17 protein-coding genes and 3 pseudogenes are annotated in these 18,356 nt (G+C 70.2%); 6 read left to right on the top strand and 14 right to left on the bottom strand.

Translation table 11 applies throughout. The features are described 5' to 3' along the window. Together ACFVV1_RS27090 and ACFVV1_RS27085 are read left to right on the top strand one after the other, a co-directional pair. A pseudogene (locus tag ACFVV1_RS27090) lies at window positions 1–274 on the top strand (hypothetical protein); the annotation flags it as partial. Window positions 275–349: 75 nt separating this feature from the next. Then, entirely contained in the window at window positions 350–619 is a 270-nt protein-coding gene (locus tag ACFVV1_RS27085) for a hypothetical protein (protein WP_389994070.1), read from the top strand. Window positions 620–1,105: 486 nt separating this feature from the next. Here ACFVV1_RS27085 and ACFVV1_RS27080 read toward each other — a convergent pair whose 3' ends face one another. The 8 genes and pseudogenes from ACFVV1_RS27080 to ACFVV1_RS27045 all read right to left on the bottom strand — a co-directional run bounded on the left by ACFVV1_RS27080 (window position 1,106) and on the right by ACFVV1_RS27045 (window position 10,081). Continuing rightward, entirely contained in the window at window positions 1,106–1,762 is a 657-nt protein-coding gene (locus ACFVV1_RS27080; protein WP_389994067.1) for a hypothetical protein, read from the bottom strand. A 398-nt stretch (window positions 1,763–2,160) separates the two neighbouring features. Beyond that, window positions 2,161–3,165, bottom strand: a complete 1,005-nt coding sequence (locus tag ACFVV1_RS27075; RefSeq protein ID WP_389994064.1) for a HEAT repeat domain-containing protein — start codon at window positions 3,163–3,165, stop codon at window positions 2,161–2,163. A gap of 3 nt (window positions 3,166–3,168) precedes the next feature. Then, window positions 3,169–3,840 (bottom strand): HEAT repeat domain-containing protein, encoded by a 672-nt coding sequence (locus ACFVV1_RS27070; RefSeq protein WP_389994061.1) that lies wholly within the window; start codon window positions 3,838–3,840, stop codon window positions 3,169–3,171. Between the two features lie 214 nt (window positions 3,841–4,054). Continuing rightward, window positions 4,055–4,303 (bottom strand): annotated as a pseudogene (locus ACFVV1_RS27065) (transposase); the annotation flags it as partial. Between the two features lie 21 nt (window positions 4,304–4,324). Further along, the gene (locus tag ACFVV1_RS27060) at window positions 4,325–5,155 is read right to left on the bottom strand and encodes an enoyl-CoA hydratase/isomerase family protein (RefSeq protein ID WP_389994058.1); all 831 of its coding nucleotides are present in this window, start codon (window positions 5,153–5,155) and stop codon (window positions 4,325–4,327) included. Between the two features lie 43 nt (window positions 5,156–5,198). Next, window positions 5,199–7,427: an acetate--CoA ligase family protein gene (locus ACFVV1_RS27055; RefSeq protein ID WP_389994055.1), complete on the bottom strand. Its 2,229-nt coding sequence runs from the start codon at window positions 7,425–7,427 to the stop codon at window positions 5,199–5,201. 536 nt (window positions 7,428–7,963) lie between these two features. Then, the gene (locus ACFVV1_RS27050) at window positions 7,964–8,701 is read right to left on the bottom strand and encodes a DUF6333 family protein (RefSeq protein ID WP_389994053.1); all 738 of its coding nucleotides are present in this window, start codon (window positions 8,699–8,701) and stop codon (window positions 7,964–7,966) included. A gap of 191 nt (window positions 8,702–8,892) precedes the next feature. Next, a pseudogene (locus tag ACFVV1_RS27045) lies at window positions 8,893–10,081 on the bottom strand (flavin-containing monooxygenase). Window positions 10,082–10,271: 190 nt separating this feature from the next. Between ACFVV1_RS27045 and ACFVV1_RS27040 the strand changes: the two are divergent. Both ACFVV1_RS27040 and ACFVV1_RS27035 read left to right on the top strand, forming a co-directional pair. Beyond that, complete coding sequence (locus ACFVV1_RS27040) at window positions 10,272–10,724, top strand: DoxX family protein (protein WP_389994050.1); 453 nt, start codon at window positions 10,272–10,274, stop codon at window positions 10,722–10,724. Next, window positions 10,721–11,140: a Zn-ribbon domain-containing OB-fold protein gene (locus tag ACFVV1_RS27035; protein ID WP_389994047.1), complete on the top strand. Its 420-nt coding sequence runs from the start codon at window positions 10,721–10,723 to the stop codon at window positions 11,138–11,140. The genes ACFVV1_RS27040 and ACFVV1_RS27035 overlap by 4 nt, the downstream gene beginning before the upstream one ends. Window positions 11,141–11,269: 129 nt before the next feature. Here ACFVV1_RS27035 and ACFVV1_RS27030 read toward each other — a convergent pair whose 3' ends face one another. The 6 genes from ACFVV1_RS27030 to ACFVV1_RS27005 form a co-directional block, all read right to left on the bottom strand. Next, a complete protein-coding gene (locus ACFVV1_RS27030; RefSeq protein ID WP_389994044.1) occupies window positions 11,270–11,959 on the bottom strand; it encodes a hypothetical protein in 690 nt (229 codons plus the stop codon). 144 nt (window positions 11,960–12,103) lie between these two features. After that, entirely contained in the window at window positions 12,104–12,691 is a 588-nt protein-coding gene (locus tag ACFVV1_RS27025) for a DUF1707 domain-containing protein (RefSeq protein WP_389994042.1), read from the bottom strand. Window positions 12,692–12,748: 57 nt separating this feature from the next. Beyond that, entirely contained in the window at window positions 12,749–13,333 is a 585-nt protein-coding gene (locus ACFVV1_RS27020; RefSeq protein WP_389994040.1) for a hypothetical protein, read from the bottom strand. 9 nt (window positions 13,334–13,342) lie between these two features. Further along, entirely contained in the window at window positions 13,343–14,254 is a 912-nt protein-coding gene (gene htpX / locus ACFVV1_RS27015) for a zinc metalloprotease HtpX (RefSeq protein WP_389994037.1), read from the bottom strand. 122 nt (window positions 14,255–14,376) lie between these two features. Further along, window positions 14,377–15,147, bottom strand: a complete 771-nt coding sequence (locus tag ACFVV1_RS27010) for a pyridoxal 5'-phosphate synthase (RefSeq protein ID WP_389994034.1) — start codon at window positions 15,145–15,147, stop codon at window positions 14,377–14,379. 36 nt (window positions 15,148–15,183) lie between these two features. Then, window positions 15,184–16,353 carry an acetyl-CoA acetyltransferase gene (locus tag ACFVV1_RS27005; protein WP_389994031.1) on the bottom strand — a complete coding sequence of 390 codons (1,170 nt, stop codon included), beginning with the start codon at window positions 16,351–16,353 and terminating at the stop codon, window positions 15,184–15,186. Between the two features lie 183 nt (window positions 16,354–16,536). Here ACFVV1_RS27005 and ACFVV1_RS27000 point away from each other — a divergent pair, with 183 nt between their 5' ends. Both ACFVV1_RS27000 and ACFVV1_RS26995 read left to right on the top strand, forming a co-directional pair. Further along, window positions 16,537–17,769 (top strand): acyl-CoA dehydrogenase family protein, encoded by a 1,233-nt coding sequence (locus tag ACFVV1_RS27000; protein WP_389994029.1) that lies wholly within the window; start codon window positions 16,537–16,539, stop codon window positions 17,767–17,769. Further along, window positions 17,769–18,287 carry a nitroreductase family deazaflavin-dependent oxidoreductase gene (locus ACFVV1_RS26995; RefSeq protein ID WP_389994026.1) on the top strand — a complete coding sequence of 173 codons (519 nt, stop codon included), beginning with the start codon at window positions 17,769–17,771 and terminating at the stop codon, window positions 18,285–18,287. Before ACFVV1_RS27000 ends, ACFVV1_RS26995 begins: the two co-directional genes overlap by 1 nt. Window positions 18,288–18,356: the final 69 nt, after the last annotated feature.

The following is an 18,356-nucleotide window of genomic DNA, read 5'->3' as shown; positions in this document are numbered from 1 at the left end:
ACAGTGGAGGAACCTGGTGGCCGTGGACCTTTCTTTCTACAAGTCACCCCTCTCGGAAGAAATCCGGGACGAAGGCCGCGCAGAGGGCCGCGCAGAAGGTCGTACGGAAGGTCTCGCGCGGGGCATCCTGCTGTTCCTTGCTCAGGCCGGTATCGATGTACCCGACGAGGCCCGCGAACGCATCACGGGCTGCACCGACCTTGACGCTCTGAGCCGCTGGCTCCTGCGTGCTCCCACTGCCACATCGGTCGAGGACGTCTTCACCGAGAAGTAGGTGGACTGCGGCCGGGACCCGCCGATGGCCCATACGAACCGATGGGTCCCGGCCGCACAACAGTGGAGGAACCTGGTGGCCGTGGACCTTTCTTTCTACAAGTCACCCCTCTCGGAAGAAATCCGGGACGAAGGCCGCGCAGAGGGCCGCGCAGAGGGCCGCGCGGAAGGTCGTACGGAAGGTCTCGCGCGGGGCATCCTGCTGTTCCTTGCTCAAGCCGGTATCGACGTACCCGACGAGGCCCGCGAACGCATCACAGGCTGCACGGACCTTGACACCCTGAGCCGCTGGCTCCTGCGCGCCCCCACTGCCGCAACCGTCGAGGACGTCTTCGCAGTGGGGTAGCCGCAGCCCGACGAGGAGGAGCGCACCGGCACCTCTTTGGCGGTAGGGCGTAGCGAGAGGGCAGGGGGGCGCCAGAGGGCTGTGCGACATCCCGCACGTTCCTCTGAGGTCTGCTGAGAGCTTGCCCCTGTGGCCAGGGGCTTCTTCCTCCGTCGGGTGCCCTTCCGTCCGGTGACGGATCTTCTGGATTCTTGAAGCTTTCTCATCTCGCCCGACCGGCCTGCGGTCTGAGCGAAGGCGAGGAGGCTCGGGCCGGCGGCACTGGCAGTCGCAAGAGGCCCTCGCAGCATCAGGCGCCGGCAGGCCGCCCGCTACCCGGCCCGGCGGGGTTGACGCCTCCTGCGCGGGGCGATGGCCGGGCGGGACCGGCAGCCGTCGACCTCGTCCGGGGACCGACCGCTGATCGCCGCGCAGAGGTGACTGGTCTTGTGCTCGGCGACACCGGGCCCGCGCAGATGAACGTAGTTTCTGCCGCTCCTGGGGAAGCTATTTGATCTTCGCGGCGATGGTCCGGACGAACTCAGGGAGCACATCGTCCCGCCAGACGAAAGGTGCTGGGGCCGACACGCCCTTGAAGGTCACGCTGCTCTGCCCGCCCACGGTGAACAGCAGCGGACCTTTGCGGCAGTTCCAACTGCCCTCGTAAATACCGGTGATGACGCAGTGATCAGCGCCCTTTGCACCCTGGTTGGTATTGGTTCCGGACACGACGCGATCTCCGTAGCTGACAATCAACTTGGGGTCGGCCACGGCCTCGATGCGGAACCAGAACTGGGTAGCGGCGTAGGTCTCGCCCGGAAGGCGCATGCTGTAGAGGCACTGGCCGGACTTGGACCTGTCACTCTCCTTCCACGAGGAGTCCGCAGCGAAGTCCTTGATCGACAAAGCGCTGATCGGAAGGCTCTCCCGTTCGATGTCCTTGGCGCCAGGGAAGATCGCCTTGATCTCCTCCTGGTTCACGAACGAGCACGCGTCCGGCCACTGATCCGCGGCCAGGATTGCCCCACCCTTGAGTTCAGGAAGGTTGACAGTCGCATCTCGGGGGGCGGCCTTGCCTATCGCAACATCACCCTCGGACGGCATGTTCGTAGCGACCAGGAGCGTCAGCAGGACGACATTTGACATCAGCAGGGTGAGCACCATGGCTCTGTTCTTCCACATGGCGGCCGATTCTCCCCGAGGAGCGAGCTGATCGTCGACCGCATCCGCTGCACCGAGGCATCCCGCTGCCGGGAGATCCCGGACACAGCCGCAGAGCAAGACCGGCCGTCGGTTCCCGTGAACCCGAGGGCCAGAGCCGCCGGACAAGGCTGAAGACCAATGAGTTCGTCCCAAAACCCCTACAGTTCGCGTGAACTCATGGGCCTTTTCGGGTGCGAGTAATTGAGGTACCGGAAGTAGCGCTGAGATCGATCTCGGTCGCTGAGCCGGCTGTCCCTGTGGCCGGCGGTACAGCAGGGGTCCTCGGCGATGCCGTGGCCCTGTCGGCGGTGGCCGGCAACAACTGGGCCCCGCGCACACAGCACCCCAGGAAAGATTCGTTATCGTGCGTTGCGTATCCCGAGAATGTATGCCGCAGTAAGCGCAACGGCACGGTCTTCGTCATGTGACAGATCTGCGAGGGCACGTGACGCTGTGATTCCCGGGATATCCGCGAGTGCCTGTGCCAGCCGTCGACGTGCAGACGATTCAACGGTGCCGTGGGCGAGGCAATCAACGAGCCCGGTAGCGATCTGATCCGCCAACGCGGGACGACTCGCCAGCGCGCTCAGTGCATCGGCTGCATCGACGTCGTTCGTCTCCTCGACGACCATACCGAGGAGCGTCGGGACCGCGTCGGCTACTCCACGTGCCCCGAGCGCCAGAGCTGCATACCTGCGGACCACGATGTCGGGGTTCGTGAGGGCGTCCTGCAGCAGTGCGGTCGCCTCACCGTTCGGAATCTCGGCGATGGACTGGACGGCACGTTTCCGCACCTCGGCCACTGGTGAGCCGAGGCCCTCCGCCAGCAGCGCCGATGCGCCATCACCCGATTGCGCCAAAGCCCATCGAAGGGCCCCGGCGACGTTCGGGTCCGTCTCGCTCAGCACTGCCTCGACCAGTGCTTCCACGGGCACCGGAACCTCTTCGATCGAGGACAAGGCCGCGCGCTGGCGCGTCCCAGCGCTCTTTGACCCCAGCGCCTGGAGGAGTGCAACGATCTGGAGGACGTCCTCCCAGCCGGCGGGTTCCGCGGCACCGATCCGACGGAGTCGCGTGAGCAACTCCGTCTCACCCGCAATGCGTTCTCGCGTCTCGCGGATGAGGTCGTCGACGAGCTCCGAGGGCGTGAAGCCCTGATCGTCGAGCGCGCGCCCGACTTCACGCAGCGACAGCCCCAATGACCGCAGGCTCTCGATATGGAAGATCCGTCGGATGTCCTCGCTGGAGTACTCGCGATAGCCGGCGTCGGTACGACCCGTTGGCCGCACCAGGCCGAGCGAGTCGTAATGCCTGAGCATGCGGGCGCTGACCCCGGACCGTCGTGCCACATCACCGATCAACACTGCCTATCCCCCCTCCTGGCTGGTCGTGCCGAGGGCTACGACGCGCTTCGCCTCCTCGATCGTGAACTCGAATCCGGCATCCGGGTCGCGCAACAGCCGTTCCGTGGCGATCGCGTGCGCCCGCACGCGAGGGTCGAGATCCGTCATCGCAGCGCGCAGAGTTGGCAGAATCACCTCACCGAGCGCGATCAGCGCCCGGCTGAGACTCAGCTGCGTCTCACGTTCGCCGCGTCCGAGCTGTGCCGACAACACTGCGGCCAGCTCGGGCTCTTCACCCTCGGGCACGAGCACGACCGCTGCCCGCCAGGCGCTCCGCGCCACCTCATCGTCGGCGTCGGACAGAAGCGCCCGTGTGATCGCCGGCCACGCTTGCCGATCCCCGATCTTGGACAGCGTGTGCAACGCCTGGCTTCGTGCCTGCGCACGCTCCGAGCGGACTTCATCAAGAAGCTCTGGGACCGTCATTGATGCTGAGTGGCGGGTGAGTGCCCACGTAAGCATTTCGCGCACGTAGAACTCGGGTTCGATCGCGCATCGTTCGATGAGTTTGTCGATGAACCGCGGGTCAGGGGTCGTGCCGACCGCCAGGGCTGCCCGCAGCCGCACTGACGAGCGGCTGTCCTCCAGCCCCTGGAGAGCTCGAATCGTATCCGTGTCCTGTTTCGGCATGGTCATCGGGACCACCTCCTTGACACAGTGAAGACCTTGTCACTGTGTCAAGGTCAAGCGGGGCCACGCCGCGAGACCACCAGGCACCCTCTGTCCACCGAGTTCGGTGCGTGTCACGTCGGATGAGACGTGCGTGACGTTATGACGCACGTTCACGTGTACGCCGACATCACGCAACGTCACGAATCAGGAGCTGTGACACAGGCACTCAGCTTGTTCTTTATGGTCCGGCCTGGTCGCGTTCGGTGATGGAATCGGGTCGTCCGGCTGTTCTGCCTACGTCGTAGCGGGTGGCGGGTCGCCGGTTCTTCGAGCCGATCGGCCTGCCAGGGCCGGGCCGGTCGGGTTTCGGCGCGGCGTCGATCAGCCAGGTCCAGCGGTCGGCTGCCTGTGGGGTGCGGAGTTTCGGGCGGGTCCAGCCCAGTGTCTGCTTGATCATTCTGAAGGTGTGTTCAAGGTCGGAGGGACGCCGGAGGGCGTCCGGGGCCGCTCACAGTCCCCGGTACTTCGGCGTACGCCGTTCAACGAAGCTCGCCACGCCCTCGTTGGCGTCGTGCGTCGTCATATTGATTTCCTGGGCCATCGCCTCGGCCGCGAACGCCGTCGCCCGGTCGGAGTCCAGTGATGCGTTCACCAGCTGCTTGGTGAGGGCGATCGCGCGGGTCGGGCCGTCGGCCAGGCGCTGGGCCCACGCGCGGGCCCTCGCCGTGAGTTCCTCGTCCGGGACCACCCGGTTGACCAGACCCAGACGCTCCGCCTCCTTCGCCGGGAGCGAGTCGCCGAAGAACATCAGCTCCTTGGTGCGCTGCGGGCCGATCAGGCGCGGCAGCAGGTACGCGCCGCCGCCGTCCGGTACGAGCCCGCGGCGCACGAACACCTCGATGAACTTCGCCGACTCGGCGGCCAGCACCAGATCACAGGCGAACGCGAGGTGGGCGCCGATGCCGGCCGCCGTGCCGTTGACGGCCGCGATCACCGGCTTCTCGCAGTCCAGGACCGCGGCGATCAGACGTTGTGCGCCGAGCCGGATCGTACGGGCCACATCCCCCGGCACCCGGTCACCGGTCGCGGGGGCCCCGCGCAGGTCGGCGCCCGCGCAGAAGCCGCGGCCGGTGGCGGTGAGGACGACGGCCCGGGCCGCCGGGTCGGCGGAGGCCTCGGCGAGCAGGGCGATGACGCGTTCCCGCTGGTCCCAGGTGAGGGCGTTCATCGCTTCGGGGCGGTTGAGCGTGATCCGGGAGACGCCGTTGTCAGTGGCGTGGAGTATCAATGATTCAGGCGACCCGGACGGGTCGGCGGTGTCTTCGGGGGAGGACGGCATGAGGCAGCTCCTGGGTAGGTGGCCGGGAAATCGGCGGGGCCGGTCAGCGGCAGACGGCGAGCGCGTCCAGCGCCACCGCGCCCTGCCCCCGCCCGAGCACCATCAGTGGGTTGATGTCGAGTTCGGCGAGGTCGTCGCCCAGTTCCAGGGCCATCCGCTGCACCCGCAGCACGACCTCGACGAGCGCGTCCACATCCACCGGCGGACCGCCGCGTACGCCCTCCAGCAGGGCCCGGCCGCGCAGTTCGCCGAGCATCGACCGCGCCTGGTCCTCGCCGAACGGCGGCACCCGTACCGCCGCATCGTGCAGCACCTCGACCAGTACGCCACCGAGCCCGACCGTCACCGTCGGCCCGAACAGCGCGTCCTGCGTGACACCGACCATCATCTCGACGCCCCGCTCGACCATCTGGCAGACCAGGATCCCGTCCAGCTCGACGCCCTCGTACCGTGCGATGTCGGTCAGTTCGCGGTACGTGTCCCGCACCTGGCTGGCGGAGGTGAGCCCGACCTTGACCAGGCCCAGCTCGGTCTTGTGGGCGAGCCGGGCGCCCGAGGCCTTCATGACGACGGGGTAGCCGACCTGCCCAGCGGCCCGGACGGCCGCCGCCGCGCTCGTCACCAGCTGCTCGCGCGGAACGCGGATTCCGTACGCCCGCAGCAGCTGCTTCGCCGCGTGCTCGCTCAGCTGTTGGCCGGGGCGCATCAGTGCCTGCGCCTTGCGGAACGAGGGCGACGGCGTGCGCGGCGCCTCGTCGAAGGGCGAGCGGTACGAGGCGACGAAGCGGTGGTGGTCCAGATAGGCCTTCACGGCGGTGATGCAATTGCCGAAGGTACGGAAGGTGGCGACGCGGGACGAGCCGAGCAGCGTCGTACGGTACGCGTCCTCCGTACCGACCGGCGAGCCCCACACCACGCACACCAGCTTGTCCGTGGTCTTGGCCGCGTCCACCAGGTCCTGCGCGAGTTTGTCGCTCATCGGGGGGAAGGGGCCGGTGATCGGGCAGATCAGCACCCCGACGGCGGGGTCGGCGAGGATCGCGTCGATGATCTTCCGGCCGCGCCAGTCGCCGACCGGATGGCCGCCGTTGTCGACCGGGTTCGCCACGCTCAGATAGCCGGGGATCCACTCGTGCAGCTCGCGCTGCTTCTCCTCGGACAGAGCGGGAAGCCTCAGCCCCGCGCCGGTCGCCAGGTCCGAGAAGTGCGCGCCCGTGCCGCCCGAGATCGAATACACGACGACGCCGTCGGCCAGCGGCTTCCGCGCCCGGGCCAGCAGGGCCGCGGTGTCCTGGAGTTCGTCGAGCCCGTCCACCCGGATCACGCCGAACTGCCGCATCGCCGCGTCCACCACCTGGTCGGCGCCGGTCAGCTTGCCGGTGTGTGACGCGGCCGTCCTGGCCCCCGCCTCCGTACGCCCCACCTTGACCGCCACCACCGGAACCCCGGCCCGCGCCGCCCGGTCGGCGGCAAGGAGAAAGGAGCGCCCGTCCTTGAGCCCCTCCACGTAGCAGGCGATGGCCCCGACCTCGGGGCGCTGCGAGAAGTACGAGATGAAGTCGGCGGTCTCCAGATCCGCCTCGTTGCCCGTGGGCGCCCAGTGCGAGAGCCGCACACCCAGCTCCTGAAGGGTGTAGACGGGGCGCCCCTGATGGCCGGACTGGCTGATCAGCGCGATCGCCGGCCCGTCCAGATCGTCCCGGAACTCCTCGAAGGCGTTGAGGTTGGTGTTCGGCCCGAGCAGCCGCAGCCCGGACCGCTCCACCGCCGCGGCCAGCCGCGCCTGGGCGGCGGCGCCCTCCTCGCCGGTCTCGGCGAACCCGGAGGCGAAGGCGACGGCGAACTTCACCTTGGCCTGCGCGAGCTCCTCGATCACCGGGAGCGGATCGCCGACCAGCAGCACCGCCAGATCGACCTGCTCCGGCAGGTCCGCGACGGAAGGAGAACAAGCCCGCCCGAACACGGACTTCCGGCTGGGATGCACCGGATGCAGTCGCGCCCCGACCCGCTCGGCCCAGCCGATCAGCTGCCGGGTGATCCCGGTGTTGGGCCGTCCCTCGGTGTCGGACGCGCCGATGACGGCCACGGACTCGGGCCGGAAGAACCGGTCCAGATCCGGCACGGGCGCGTGCAGCGGGCGGCCGCTGACATCGAGATCGCCCTCCGCGGCGGCGGCCGCCATGCTGTGGACGATGGCATACGGCTCTTCGCCGCAGGCCACCACCCTGGCGCGGAAGTCGGTGGTGAGGGTGCCGTGAGTCGATCCAAGCATCGTTCCGCCCACTCCTGCTCGAAGTCCGTCGGGTGATCGTGCCCGGCCAGCCTGAACCTGACACTCTGTCAGGTTACTGAACTGACGGCCCGTCAGGAATGGGTGTGCAGGCAAAAGCTGGTCCGAGGATCGGACGTGGGACCACGCCATCTGCGGGCAGCTGTACAGGCCTTCGGCGCGGAGCGGCAGCATCACGGTCTGGAGATGCTGCAGCTGTACAGGCCTTCGGCGCGGAGCGGCAGCATCACGGTCTGGAGATGGAGATGCATGCCGATATCGCCCCACTGGGCCGAGCCCATTTCGCAGTCGATGTAACAGAGCAGCAGGGCGGGGCGCCGAAGCACTGCCAGTTCTGGGCGACGGCCTCCGGGTGTGCCTGGGCGTCCTCGCGACGGATTCCGGGCGCGCCGAAACGCTGTGCCGCGGCAGCGGAACGCCGCACGCGTGTTGTCCACGCCAGGGGGGTGAGCCGGTTGGGGCTCCGGGTCGAGTCGGTATGTCCCCGCCAGCTCGCGGGTATTTTCGGATCGATACAGTCAGAACTCGTCGAACTCGTCGAACTCGCCGATCCAGGTGTCTTCCAGGTCGCCCGTGGCCTCTTCGGTGTGCCGGACGCGGAACACGGACAGGGTGCGGCCCTTGCGGAGCAGCGGGGTGACGCGCTGGAGGGCGAGCCTCGTCAGGCCCTCCCAGGGGAAGGCCCCGGGGCGGGCGTCGAGGTCGATGTCCTTCCGTTCCAGGGCATCGGGGCCGATGCCGAAGGCATCGATGACGTCTTGCGGAGTGCCTTGGCGGTCCCAGTCCTCCTTGCCGCTCCACCCCGCGGCGAACAGGCGTGCCCCGTCCGGGTGGTAGATCACGTGGGTGCCGTAGGTCACGTTGTAGTCGATCGTCGCCGAGCCGATGACGACCGCTCCGGGGAAGCGCTCGGCCAGCTCGTCCGCCTGCTCCGCGAGAGGGAAGGTCCCCCCGGTGAACACCAGGGCGGGATCGTTGATCTCGGTCACCGTTCCCCAGCACCCGACACTGACCCGGTCGAGGTCCGCGCGGGTGGCGAAGGGAAGCCGCTCGGTCGCCTCGATCCGGTCAACCTCCTCCACCACCGTGTCGATGGTGCCCAAGGCGGTGGCGAACTCTCGCGCCCGTGCCGGGTCATGAGCGGGCAGAACCCCTCCGCCGGTGGGGAAGGGCCGCTCGATGAGGGTGAGCCTGAACTCCCCGTGCTGCGCGACGCACTGCTCCGGCGGGCACTCCCAGAAGTCGTTCTCAGTCATCGGATTACCTCCGCGGCCATCAGGAAGGATCACGGCGCGGGCCGTGAGAATCCCCTCCCTCGAGGGAGGAGAGCGTCAAGGGCGCCACGAGGGTGAGGGCCCTTGACGGACCGTCGCGGCGGGGAGTGCGGGACGGTCCGGCCGACCTCCCTTGCGGGGGTGGCCCTGGGAACGCCCCGTACCGGGCGGTCTCAGCGCGGGTGCGCCAGCCTCTTGGCGATCTTCCGTGCGTCCAGGGCCAGTTCGCGGAACATGCCGCTGATCGGGTTGGTGAACCCGGTGAAGTACAGGCCGGGGGCCTTCTTGGGGGGTGCGGGCGCCGTGCGCCACCGGCCGGCCCCGGGCGTCCAGGACGCCGAGGTGGCCGACCAGGCTCTCCAGGGCCCGGTGGTAGCCCGTCGCCGCGATGACCGCGTCCGGGGTGATCCGGCCCCCGTCGGCCAGCACCACCGCGTCCTCGTCGAACGACTCGACGGCTGCCACCGGTACCACCCGGCCGTCCTTCACCGCGTCGATCAGTCCCACGTCCTGCACCGGGATGGCGCCGTCCCTGACCCGTGAGTACAGGCCGGTGTCGGGGCGCGGGAGCCCCTGTGCGGCGAGGTCGGGCACGGCGATCCGGGCCATCAGCCCCCCGGCCCGGTCGACGAGACGGACCGGCAGCCTGCGTACCAGGATGCCGGTCGCCTGGGCGGGCCAGCCGGCGGTCGAGCGGCGCACGATGTGCGGCACGGTGCGCACGGCGATCCGTACCCGGGACGCCCCGCCCTCCACCAGGTCGACGGCGATCTCCGCACCCGTGTTGCCGATGCCGACGACGAGGACGTCCCGGCCCGCGTACGGGCCCGGATTGCGGTATTCGGAGGCGTGCACGAGGTCGCCGGTGAAGGTGTCGCGCCCGGACCAGTCGGGGATGCGCGGGGTGTGGTTGTAGCCGGTGGCGACGACGACGGCCCGGCCGGTCAGCATCCGGCCACCGGTCGCGGTCAGCTGCCAGCCGGCGCCGTCCGGGGCCCGGTCGATCCGGGACACCTCGACGCCCGTCACCACTTCCAGCTCGTGGTGCTCGACGTACTTCTCCAGATAGCGCACCACATCGTCCCTGGCCACCCAGCGTCCGAACCGGCGCGGCATCGCGAGCCCCGGCAGCGCGGACCGGCGCCGGGTCGTGTGGAGGTGGAGCCGGTCGTAGTGGCGGCGCCAGGACGCCCCCACGTTCTCGGACCTCTCCAGCACGACCGCTCGTACCCCCCGCTCACGCAGGGCCGCGGCGGCGGCGAGACCGCCCGGGCCGGCGCCGATGACGTATACGGGCCGGTCCTCGGTGAGGTCGGTGGGGGCCGGGGCGGTGCCACCGGCGGTCAGTGCGCTGTCGGGCATGGTTCGGAGCGTAATCGCGCACGTGCTTGATGGGTCTCGGTCAAGAGGGGAATCGATTGCGAATTGATCACTGGTGCGCGCTCCTGAGCGCCTCGGCCGGCCAGTTGATTGCGCACGCCTCTTGCGGCAGCCCTCGCCATCAGGTGAACTGACGTACCGTCAGATTCTGGTTCCAGTGAGCGGGAGACCCATGCAGACGATCTGGCTCGGTGGCGCCGAGTGGCTCGCCGTCCTCCGGATAGGCCTCGGCCTGTGGTGGCTGGAGAGCTGGCGGCACAAGGACAAGAAGGGGTGGTTCGAGCGCGGTACGGGCATCGCCTGGGCCGCCGACGTCGCGGGCAGGCACCGGTGGGCGGCCGTACACACGGGCTTCCGGCGGATCGTCGCCCCGCGTCCCAAGGCCATGGCCTACCTCGTCGTGTACGCCGAACTTGCCCTGGGCCTCGGCCTGATCGCCGGATTCCTCACCCCCGTCGCGCTGGCCGCGGGACTCCTCCTCAACCTTCTCTATCTCGTGCTGATGATCCACGACTGGGCCGAGCAGGGGCAGAACGCGATGATGGCGCTCATCTCGCTCGTCGCCTTGTTCGCGATGTCCTGGCAGACCTGGTCCCTCGACGAAGCGATCGGACTCTTCCTGTGACCACGGCAGCGTTACGTTTCGACCTCCCCGAGCCCGATGCCTTCACCCGCCCCTACTGGGACGCCGCCGCCCAGGGGCAGTTGCTGCTGCGCCGCTGCCGCGCATGCGGGCGCGCACACCACTACCCGCGCGAGTTCTGCCCGCACTGCTGGAGCGAGGACGTCACCTGGGAGCGGGCGAGCGGAGACGCCACGCTCTACACCTGGTCCGTCGTCCACCGCAACGACCTGCCGCCGTTCGGCGCCCGGGTCCCGTACGTCGCCGCCGTGGTCGACCTGGCCGAGGGGCCGCGGATGATGACGGAGATCGTGGGATGTGAGGAATCCGGCCTCGCCATCGGTATGGCGCTGCGGGTGGTCTTCCGGCGGGAGGAGGGGGAAGAGGCCGTTCCGGTCTTCCACCCCGGAGACCGCTGAGGTTCCTGAGGCTGCTGAGTGCGTTTTGCACGTGCTGGTCGCAGCCACTCGTTGATGACTGCGACCAGCACATCGAGATCCACTTCTGGAACGCGCGAACGCGCGAACGCGCGAACGCGCGAACGCGCCCTAGTTCCGCTGTGCCGGCCCGAGGGTGGGTGGCCTCTGGTGGTCCCCGGCGGGGCCGACGTCGCCGCTCTCCCATCCGGGGTTGTAGGCGCAGGGCACGGTGGCGCCGCCGGTGAAGTACTCCCGGTCCGGGTACCAGGCGAAGGACATCCGCTCGGCCCCGTCGTCCCGCTGGACGAACAGGTCCCAGTCCTTGCCCTTCGCGCCCTCACGGTAGGACGTGACCTCCCAGCCGTTGTCCTTGAGGTGCTGGTGCAGCCGGCGGAGGCCGGAGACGGCCCGGCTCGCGGGCACGTGGTCCAGCGCCCAGCTGTGGCTCATCCGGTAGGCGCCGTCGACGGTCTTGTCCTCCAGCCCCAGCAGGCCACCGTCGTAGCAGAAGTCGGAGCTGAACGTGTTCTCCGTGCTGACGCCGATGTCCTTGACGCCTGGTTCCACGGTGCGCGTGAACCCCGCGACGTCGTACGCCTCCTGGGAACGCTGGAAGGCGCGGCCGGCCATGTCCTCGGGCGTGACGCGGGGAAAGTCCGTCGACCCCGATGAGCCCCCTGCGAGCGGGACGACCAGAACGAGAACGAGTACGACGACGAGCGCGGCGCAGCCACATCCGAGGGCCCCGAGGACGGAAGAGGGGGACCTGGACCCGGTCGGGGCGGGGGTGGTGTCGGTGGGTACGGTCTCCTCGGGCATACGGGGACGGTATGCCGACGGCGGAGCGCGGCGGATGGGTGCGATCACCCGGCAAGGAGTAGGTAGGCGTACTCAGTTGATCCGCGTTCGTATGCTCGAAGGACGACGGCTTGAGAAGCTGGGCCCGGCGCGAGTCGGTGCGACTCAGGACTCGATGCTGCGCAGCTTGCGGCGTTCGCGGAAGTTCGGGTGGCGGACGACCACACCGCCCATGCCGCAGGAGCCCGTCAGCCGGAGGAGCGGGGCGCCGGGCGTTCTCTTGTCCATGGTCCTGTCCTTCAGGCCGCCGAGGCCGTGATCCAGGTTGTCGGTGTGCACGGTCCAGCCCTCCGGGATCACGATCTTCACCCCGGCCATCTCTCCGCGCACTTCCAGCGCGATCTCGCGCAGTCGGCACTCGGCGCGGGTGAAGTCGATCCGGACGCCGCCGATGCCGCCCTGGGCGCGTATCACCGGGGGGACCTTCCAGACGCCCGAGCGCGTCACGCCGTGCATGCCGCCCTTGAGGACCAGCGGCTCACCCGTCGCCACCTCGATGGGGACCAGATCCTCGGTGAGGGGTGCCAGTTCGGCGTAGGTCTTGGCGGACAGCGCCAGCCCGAGCCGGGTGTCCAGCTCGTCCATGTCGATGCGGCCCTCGGCCGCCGCCTCCCGCAACTGCTCGACCACCGCCTCGCGATCGGCATCCGAAGCGCGCATACGGTCGGCGGAACGGGAGGGCTCAGCAGTCATGGAAACGATGATACGGGCGGGTGCGACGCCGGGCCCCTGTCATCGGCCCTCCCCGCGTCACAGCCCCGGCGCCCCCCATACCGGGAACCACCGGGCCAGGTCCTTCTCCATCCGCAGGTCGTCCCCGAGCACCGCCCTGACCTGCAACTCCAGCTGGTTGTCCCGCTTCTCGGCACCGCCAGGCACCGGCGCGAACGGATAGAACGTGCCGCGCTTGTAGAGGTAGACCAGGGCCAGCGGACGGTCCCGCGCGTCCCGGAAGCCGATCAGGGAGCAGAGCAGCTGCGGCCCGAAGCCACCGTCCTGGAGCAGGGTGTTGACCGCGTGCAGGTCGTTGACCAGGGAAGCGGTGTCCTCGGCCGGCTGACGTGCGAGCAGCCAGGTGTAGCCGTACGTGTCCTGGCTGAATTCCACCGGGATGCCACCCCGGTCCGTGTCGGCGTCGAGCAGCTCGCGTACGTCCTGCTGGATGCGGGCGAAGGTGCCGCCTTCGGCGCCGGCGAAGCAGACCGAGCCGAGACCGGTGGGCTCGAACCCGGCGCCCGCCTGGAGGGTGAGGGCGGCCGAGGGCACCGCGAAGAGCTGGTCGAGGTCGGGGCGGACCGGTTTGCTGCGGCCCAGGATGGTGTCGAGAAGACCCATGGACGCTCCTCAGGGGCGGTCGAGGTCGGCGGAGATGCGGGCCAGCTGGTCGAGACGCTGTTCGAGAGTCGGGTGGGAGGAGAGCAGCCGGCTCAGGCTCTCCTTGGAGGAGAACGCGGGGACGAAGTAGAAGGCGTTGTACGGCTCCGCCTTGCGCAGGTCCTCGGTCGGGATGCGCGCCATCTGACCGCTCACCTTCGTGAGGGCGGAGGCGAGCGCCGAGGGGCGGCCGGTGAGCAGGGCGGCGGCGCGGTCGGCGGAGAGCTCGCGGTAACGCGAGAGCAGCCGGGTGAGCAGGAAGCTCAGGGCGTACACGACCGCGCTGATCAGCGGGATCAGCATGACCACGATGCCGACGGGGTCGTTGCTCCGGCTGCTGCGGGAGAGGCCGCCCCACAGGGCGACGCGGGTGATGATCCCGGCGAGCACACCGAGGAACGAGGCGATCGTCATGACGGCCACGTCGCGGTGCGCGACGTGCGACATCTCGTGCGCGAGCACGCCCTCCAGCTCCTCCGGTTTCAGTCTGCGGAGCAGACCGGTGGTGGCGCAGACGAGGGCGGTCTTCTCGCTCCGGCCGGTGGCGAAGGCGTTCGGGACATCGCTCTGGGCGATCGCCACCCTTGGCTTGGGCATGTCGGCCAGCGCGCAGATCCGGTCGACGGTGCCGTGCAGTTCCGGCGCCTCCTCGGGGGTCACTTCCCGGGCGCCCATGCTGAAGGCCGCGATGCGGTCGCTGAACCAGAACTGTGCGATGAAGAGTGCGCCGGTGAAGATCAGAATGATCGGCCAGGCGCCGCGCAGCACCGCGAGCAGCACGCCGACCAGGACCACGTACAGCAGGCCGATCAGGAACATGGTGGTCACCATGCGCGTGGTCAGACCGCGGTCCGCGGCGTAACGGGAACGGGTTCGGCTCATCGGTGCCTCCAGCCCTCATCGGGACCTGTCTCCGCCTGTCTCCCATAGTGCCCCTTCACTGTTGAAACCGAATAAGACAGAGCGGGACGGCCGATATCAGGATTCTGTGGTGGCTGCCCTCCCTACGGCCAGAGCAGTTCGCGCATCCAGTCCGTGCCTTCCCGGCGGTAGCGCAGCCGTACGTGCCTGCGCCGCGCGTCGCCCTGGAAGAACTCGACCTCCCGCGGCTCGACCACGTACCGCGTCCAGCTCGCGACCTCGGCGTCCGGCTCGGCCTGCGCCCGCTCCCAGGCGGCGTCGGCGGCCCGGGTCAGTTCCGCCTGTGAGCCGAGCACCTCGCTCTGTGAGCCGGTCAGCGCCGATGCGAGCGCCCCGGTCGAGCGGGCGTGCAGGTCGGCCAGGCTCTCCGCCCGGCTCGTCTCGGTGACCGGCCCCCGTACCCGTACCTGCCGGCCCTGTACCGGCCAGTAGAAGCCGAGCGCGGCGTACGGGTGGTCGGCGAGCTGGCGGCCCTTCGTGCTGGTGCGGTGCGTGGCGAAGTGCCAGCCGCGCTCGTCCGCGTCGTGCAGCATCAGCGTCCGCACGTCGGGCCGGCCGGCGGCGTCGACGGTGGCCAGCGACATCGTGTGCGGCTCGGCCTGCCCGGCGGCCACCGCCTCGGCGAACCAGGCGTGGAAGAGGGGGAGCGGGGCGGGGGGTGCGCCGGCCGGGTCGAACGCGGGAAGCTCCACGTCCCAGACGCGCTGGGCGTGGAGCAGGTCCAGGAAGCTCTGCCGCGCGTCGCTCTGCCGCGCGTCGCTCTGCCGCGCGTCGCTCTGCCGCGCGCCGGACTTCGGTGCGTCGGTCTTCTGCGCTTTGGGATTCTGCGCGTTGGTTTTCTGTACGTCGCTCATGGCCCCATTGCAGCGCATGGGGTCCCGCCCGGGACCTCACCCCCGTCCCAGCACCACCGTGCCCGACGAGCAGAACCAGCCGCCCGTCCCCGACGCCACCGCCAGCTCCGGCAGCCGGCCGCCGGCCCTGCGCACCTGGCGATCGCCCGCCTCGCCGCGCAGCTGCCGTACCGCCTCCACCAGCAGGAACAGCCCGCGCATCCCGGGATGGCAGGCGGACAGGCCGCCGCCGTCCGTGTTGACCGGCAGCTCGCCCGTCAGGCCGGTCCGGCCCTTCTCCACGAACGCGCCGCCCTCGCCCTTCGCGCAGAAACCGAGGTCCTCCAGCGTCACCAGCGTCATATAGGTGAACGCGTCGTAGATCTCGGCGAGGTCGATGTCGCCCGGCCGCACCCCGGCCCGGTCGAACGCCAGCCGGCCGGAGACCGCCGCGGGGGAGACCGTGAAGTCGTCCCACTCGGACATCGTGGAGTGCGAGACGTGCTCACCGGCACCGAGGATCCACACCGGTTCCTTCGCCGTGTCCGGCACGTACTCCTCGGCGGCCAGCAGCACCGCGCAGCCGCCGTCGCTGCGGATGCAGCAGTGCAGCTTGGTGAACGGGTCCGCGATCACCGGCCCCGACAGCACGTCGTCCACGGTGATCGCATCACGGAACATCGCGTCCGGGTTGGCCGCCGCGTTCGCCCGCGCCTGGACCGCCACCTCGGCGAGCTGCTCCAGTGTCGTCCCGTACTCGTGCATATGGCGGCGGGCGGCCATCGCGTACTTGGCGATCAACGAGTGCCCGTACGGCACCTCGAACTGGAGCGGGCCGCGCGCCCCGAAGGAGAGGTTGGACGTCCGGCGGCCCGCCTTGATGTCCGCCCGGGCCGTCGACCCGTACACCAGCAGTACGGCATTGGCGTGCCCGGCGGCGACGGCGTCCGCCGCATGGGCCGCCATCACCTCCCAGGTCGAGCCGCCGACCGCGGTGGAATCCACCCAGGTGGGTCTCAGCCCCAGATACTCGGCGACCTCGACCGGAGCGAGCGTGCCGAGCCCGGCGGAGGCGAAACCGTCGACGACGGACCGGTCCAGCCCCGAATCGGCCAGGGCCCGGCGGGCGGCCTGGGCGTGCAGGGCATACGGCGTGGCCTCGTCGACGCGTCCGCAGTCGGCGAGGGATATGCCGACGACAGCGACCTTGCGGTGGGAAGAAGGCATGAATCTGACGGTACATCAGATAAGTGCCGAGCGGACCGCCGAGTGGGCCTCGGAGTGGGGCGCGGGGCGGGGTGCCGGGTGGGCTGCCGACGTGCGTGGCTCTGGGCATCTCGGAGATTCACCCCTAGCATGACGGACCGTCAGATCAGAGGCCGAACGCCCCTGAGGAGAAGGAGCCCGACGATGGATGCCGCCTTCACCGCGGAACAGGACGAGATCCGCCGCGCCCTGCGCGAACTGCTCGCCGAACACGGCGGACCCGACGACGTCCCGAGCGCCGCGCGGACCGCCGACGGGTACGACGCGGCCCTGTGGCGGCAGCTCGCCCAGGACCTCGGGCTGCCCGGACTCGCCCTCCCCCAGGAGTACGGGGGCGTCGGCCGCGGCCTCGCCGACCTCGCCGTCGCCTGCGAGGAGACCGGCCGCGCGCTGCTGCCGTCACCCCTGATCGCCACCGCCGCGCTCGCCGCGCCCCTGATCGCCGCGCTCGGCACCGGGGCCCAGCGCGCCGCCCTGCTGCCGCGCATCGCCGCCGGGGAACTGACCGCGACGCCGGCCGTCCCCGGCGGCTCGCTCGGCACCGCGCTCGGCCTCACCGGTGACCCGACCGGCGGCGCCTGGGCGGGTGGCGGCCGGGCGGGCGGCGTCCAGGCGAGGCCGGTCGGCGGCGGGGCGGGCTGGCGGCTGTACGGGGAGGCCGACCAGGTCCTCGACGGGCACAGCGCGGGGCTCCTCCTGGTCGCGGCCCATGCCGGCGGCTTCCCGCGCAGCCGTACGCTCCTCTTCCTGGTCCGCCCGGACACGGCGGCCGGAGTCGTCCGCACCCGCCGGACCTCGTTGGACGAGACCCGCCCGCTGGCCCGCGTGGAACTCCGCGACACCGAGGCCGAGCTGCTCGGCGCGGACGACACCGCGGACGTGACCGGCGCCCTCGCGGCAGTCGGACACGGGGCCGCCGCCGTGCTCGCGGCGGAGGCGGTGGGGGCGGCGGCGGGCGCACTGGAGCGGACCGTCGAATACGTCGAGGCGCGCGAACAGTTCGGCCGGGCGCTCGGCTCCTTCCAGGCCGTGAAGCACCGTCTCGCGGATCTGTACGTACGGGTGCAGGCGGCCCGTTCCGCCGCGTACTACGCGGCCTGGGACCCGGCCACGGCCGGGGGGCTCGCTCTCGCCCAGGCCCTGGAGACGCTGCGGATCACCACCGCCGAGGCCGTCCAGCTGCCCGGCGGGAACGGCTTCACCTGGGAACACGAGGCACATCTGTACGTCAAGCGGGCCGCCGCCGATGAACTGCTCTTCGGTCCCGTCCACCGGCTCCGCGACCATGCGGCGCAGCGGGCCGGGCTCTTCGCCGCCCCGGAACCGGCCGCCCCGAAACCGGTCACCCCGGGCCCGGCCGGGCAGGTGGCGGTCTGATGGCGCCCGGCGTCCGGCTGATCCAGAAGGTCTCCTCGACCCGCACGTTCGCGAGGATCGCCCCGCATGTCGTGCCCGCCATGGACCGTACGGTGCACCGGCTCACGCGCGGCAAGGTGCTGCTCAGCGCCCGGATGCTGCCGGGACTGATCCTGACGGTGCCGGGCGCGAGGAGCGGGCAGCTCAGGACCACTCCGCTGGCCTGCATGCCGGAGCGAGGGCCGGAGCCCGGACGGGGCAACGGGGCGGAGCAGAGCTGGATCCTGGTCGGCAGCAACTTCGGCCGTACGGGGCACCCGGCCTGGACCGCGAATCTGCTGGCCGGTCCCGACGCGGCCGTCGTCAACTGGAAGGGCCGGGACATTCCGGTGCGCGCCACGCTGCTGAAGGGTGCCGAACGGGAGGCGGTGTGGCAGACGGCGCTGAAGTTCTGGCCGCCGTACGCGGCATACCAGGCGCGGGTCGAGCGGGAGATCAGGCTCTTCAGGCTGGAACGGCGGGACGGTGCCACGACCTGAGACGGCCGGACGCAGCGGCCCGAGGCGGCCGGACGGGGCCTTACGCGGCCGGAGGCGGAATCGGTGCGC

Source organism: Streptomyces sp. NPDC058092, from assembly GCF_042884935.1.
Taxonomy (GTDB): Bacteria; Actinomycetota; Actinomycetes; order Streptomycetales; family Streptomycetaceae; genus Streptomyces.
Note: the sequence above shows the minus strand (reverse complement) of the source record. Positions and strands in the feature narration are given on the sequence as shown.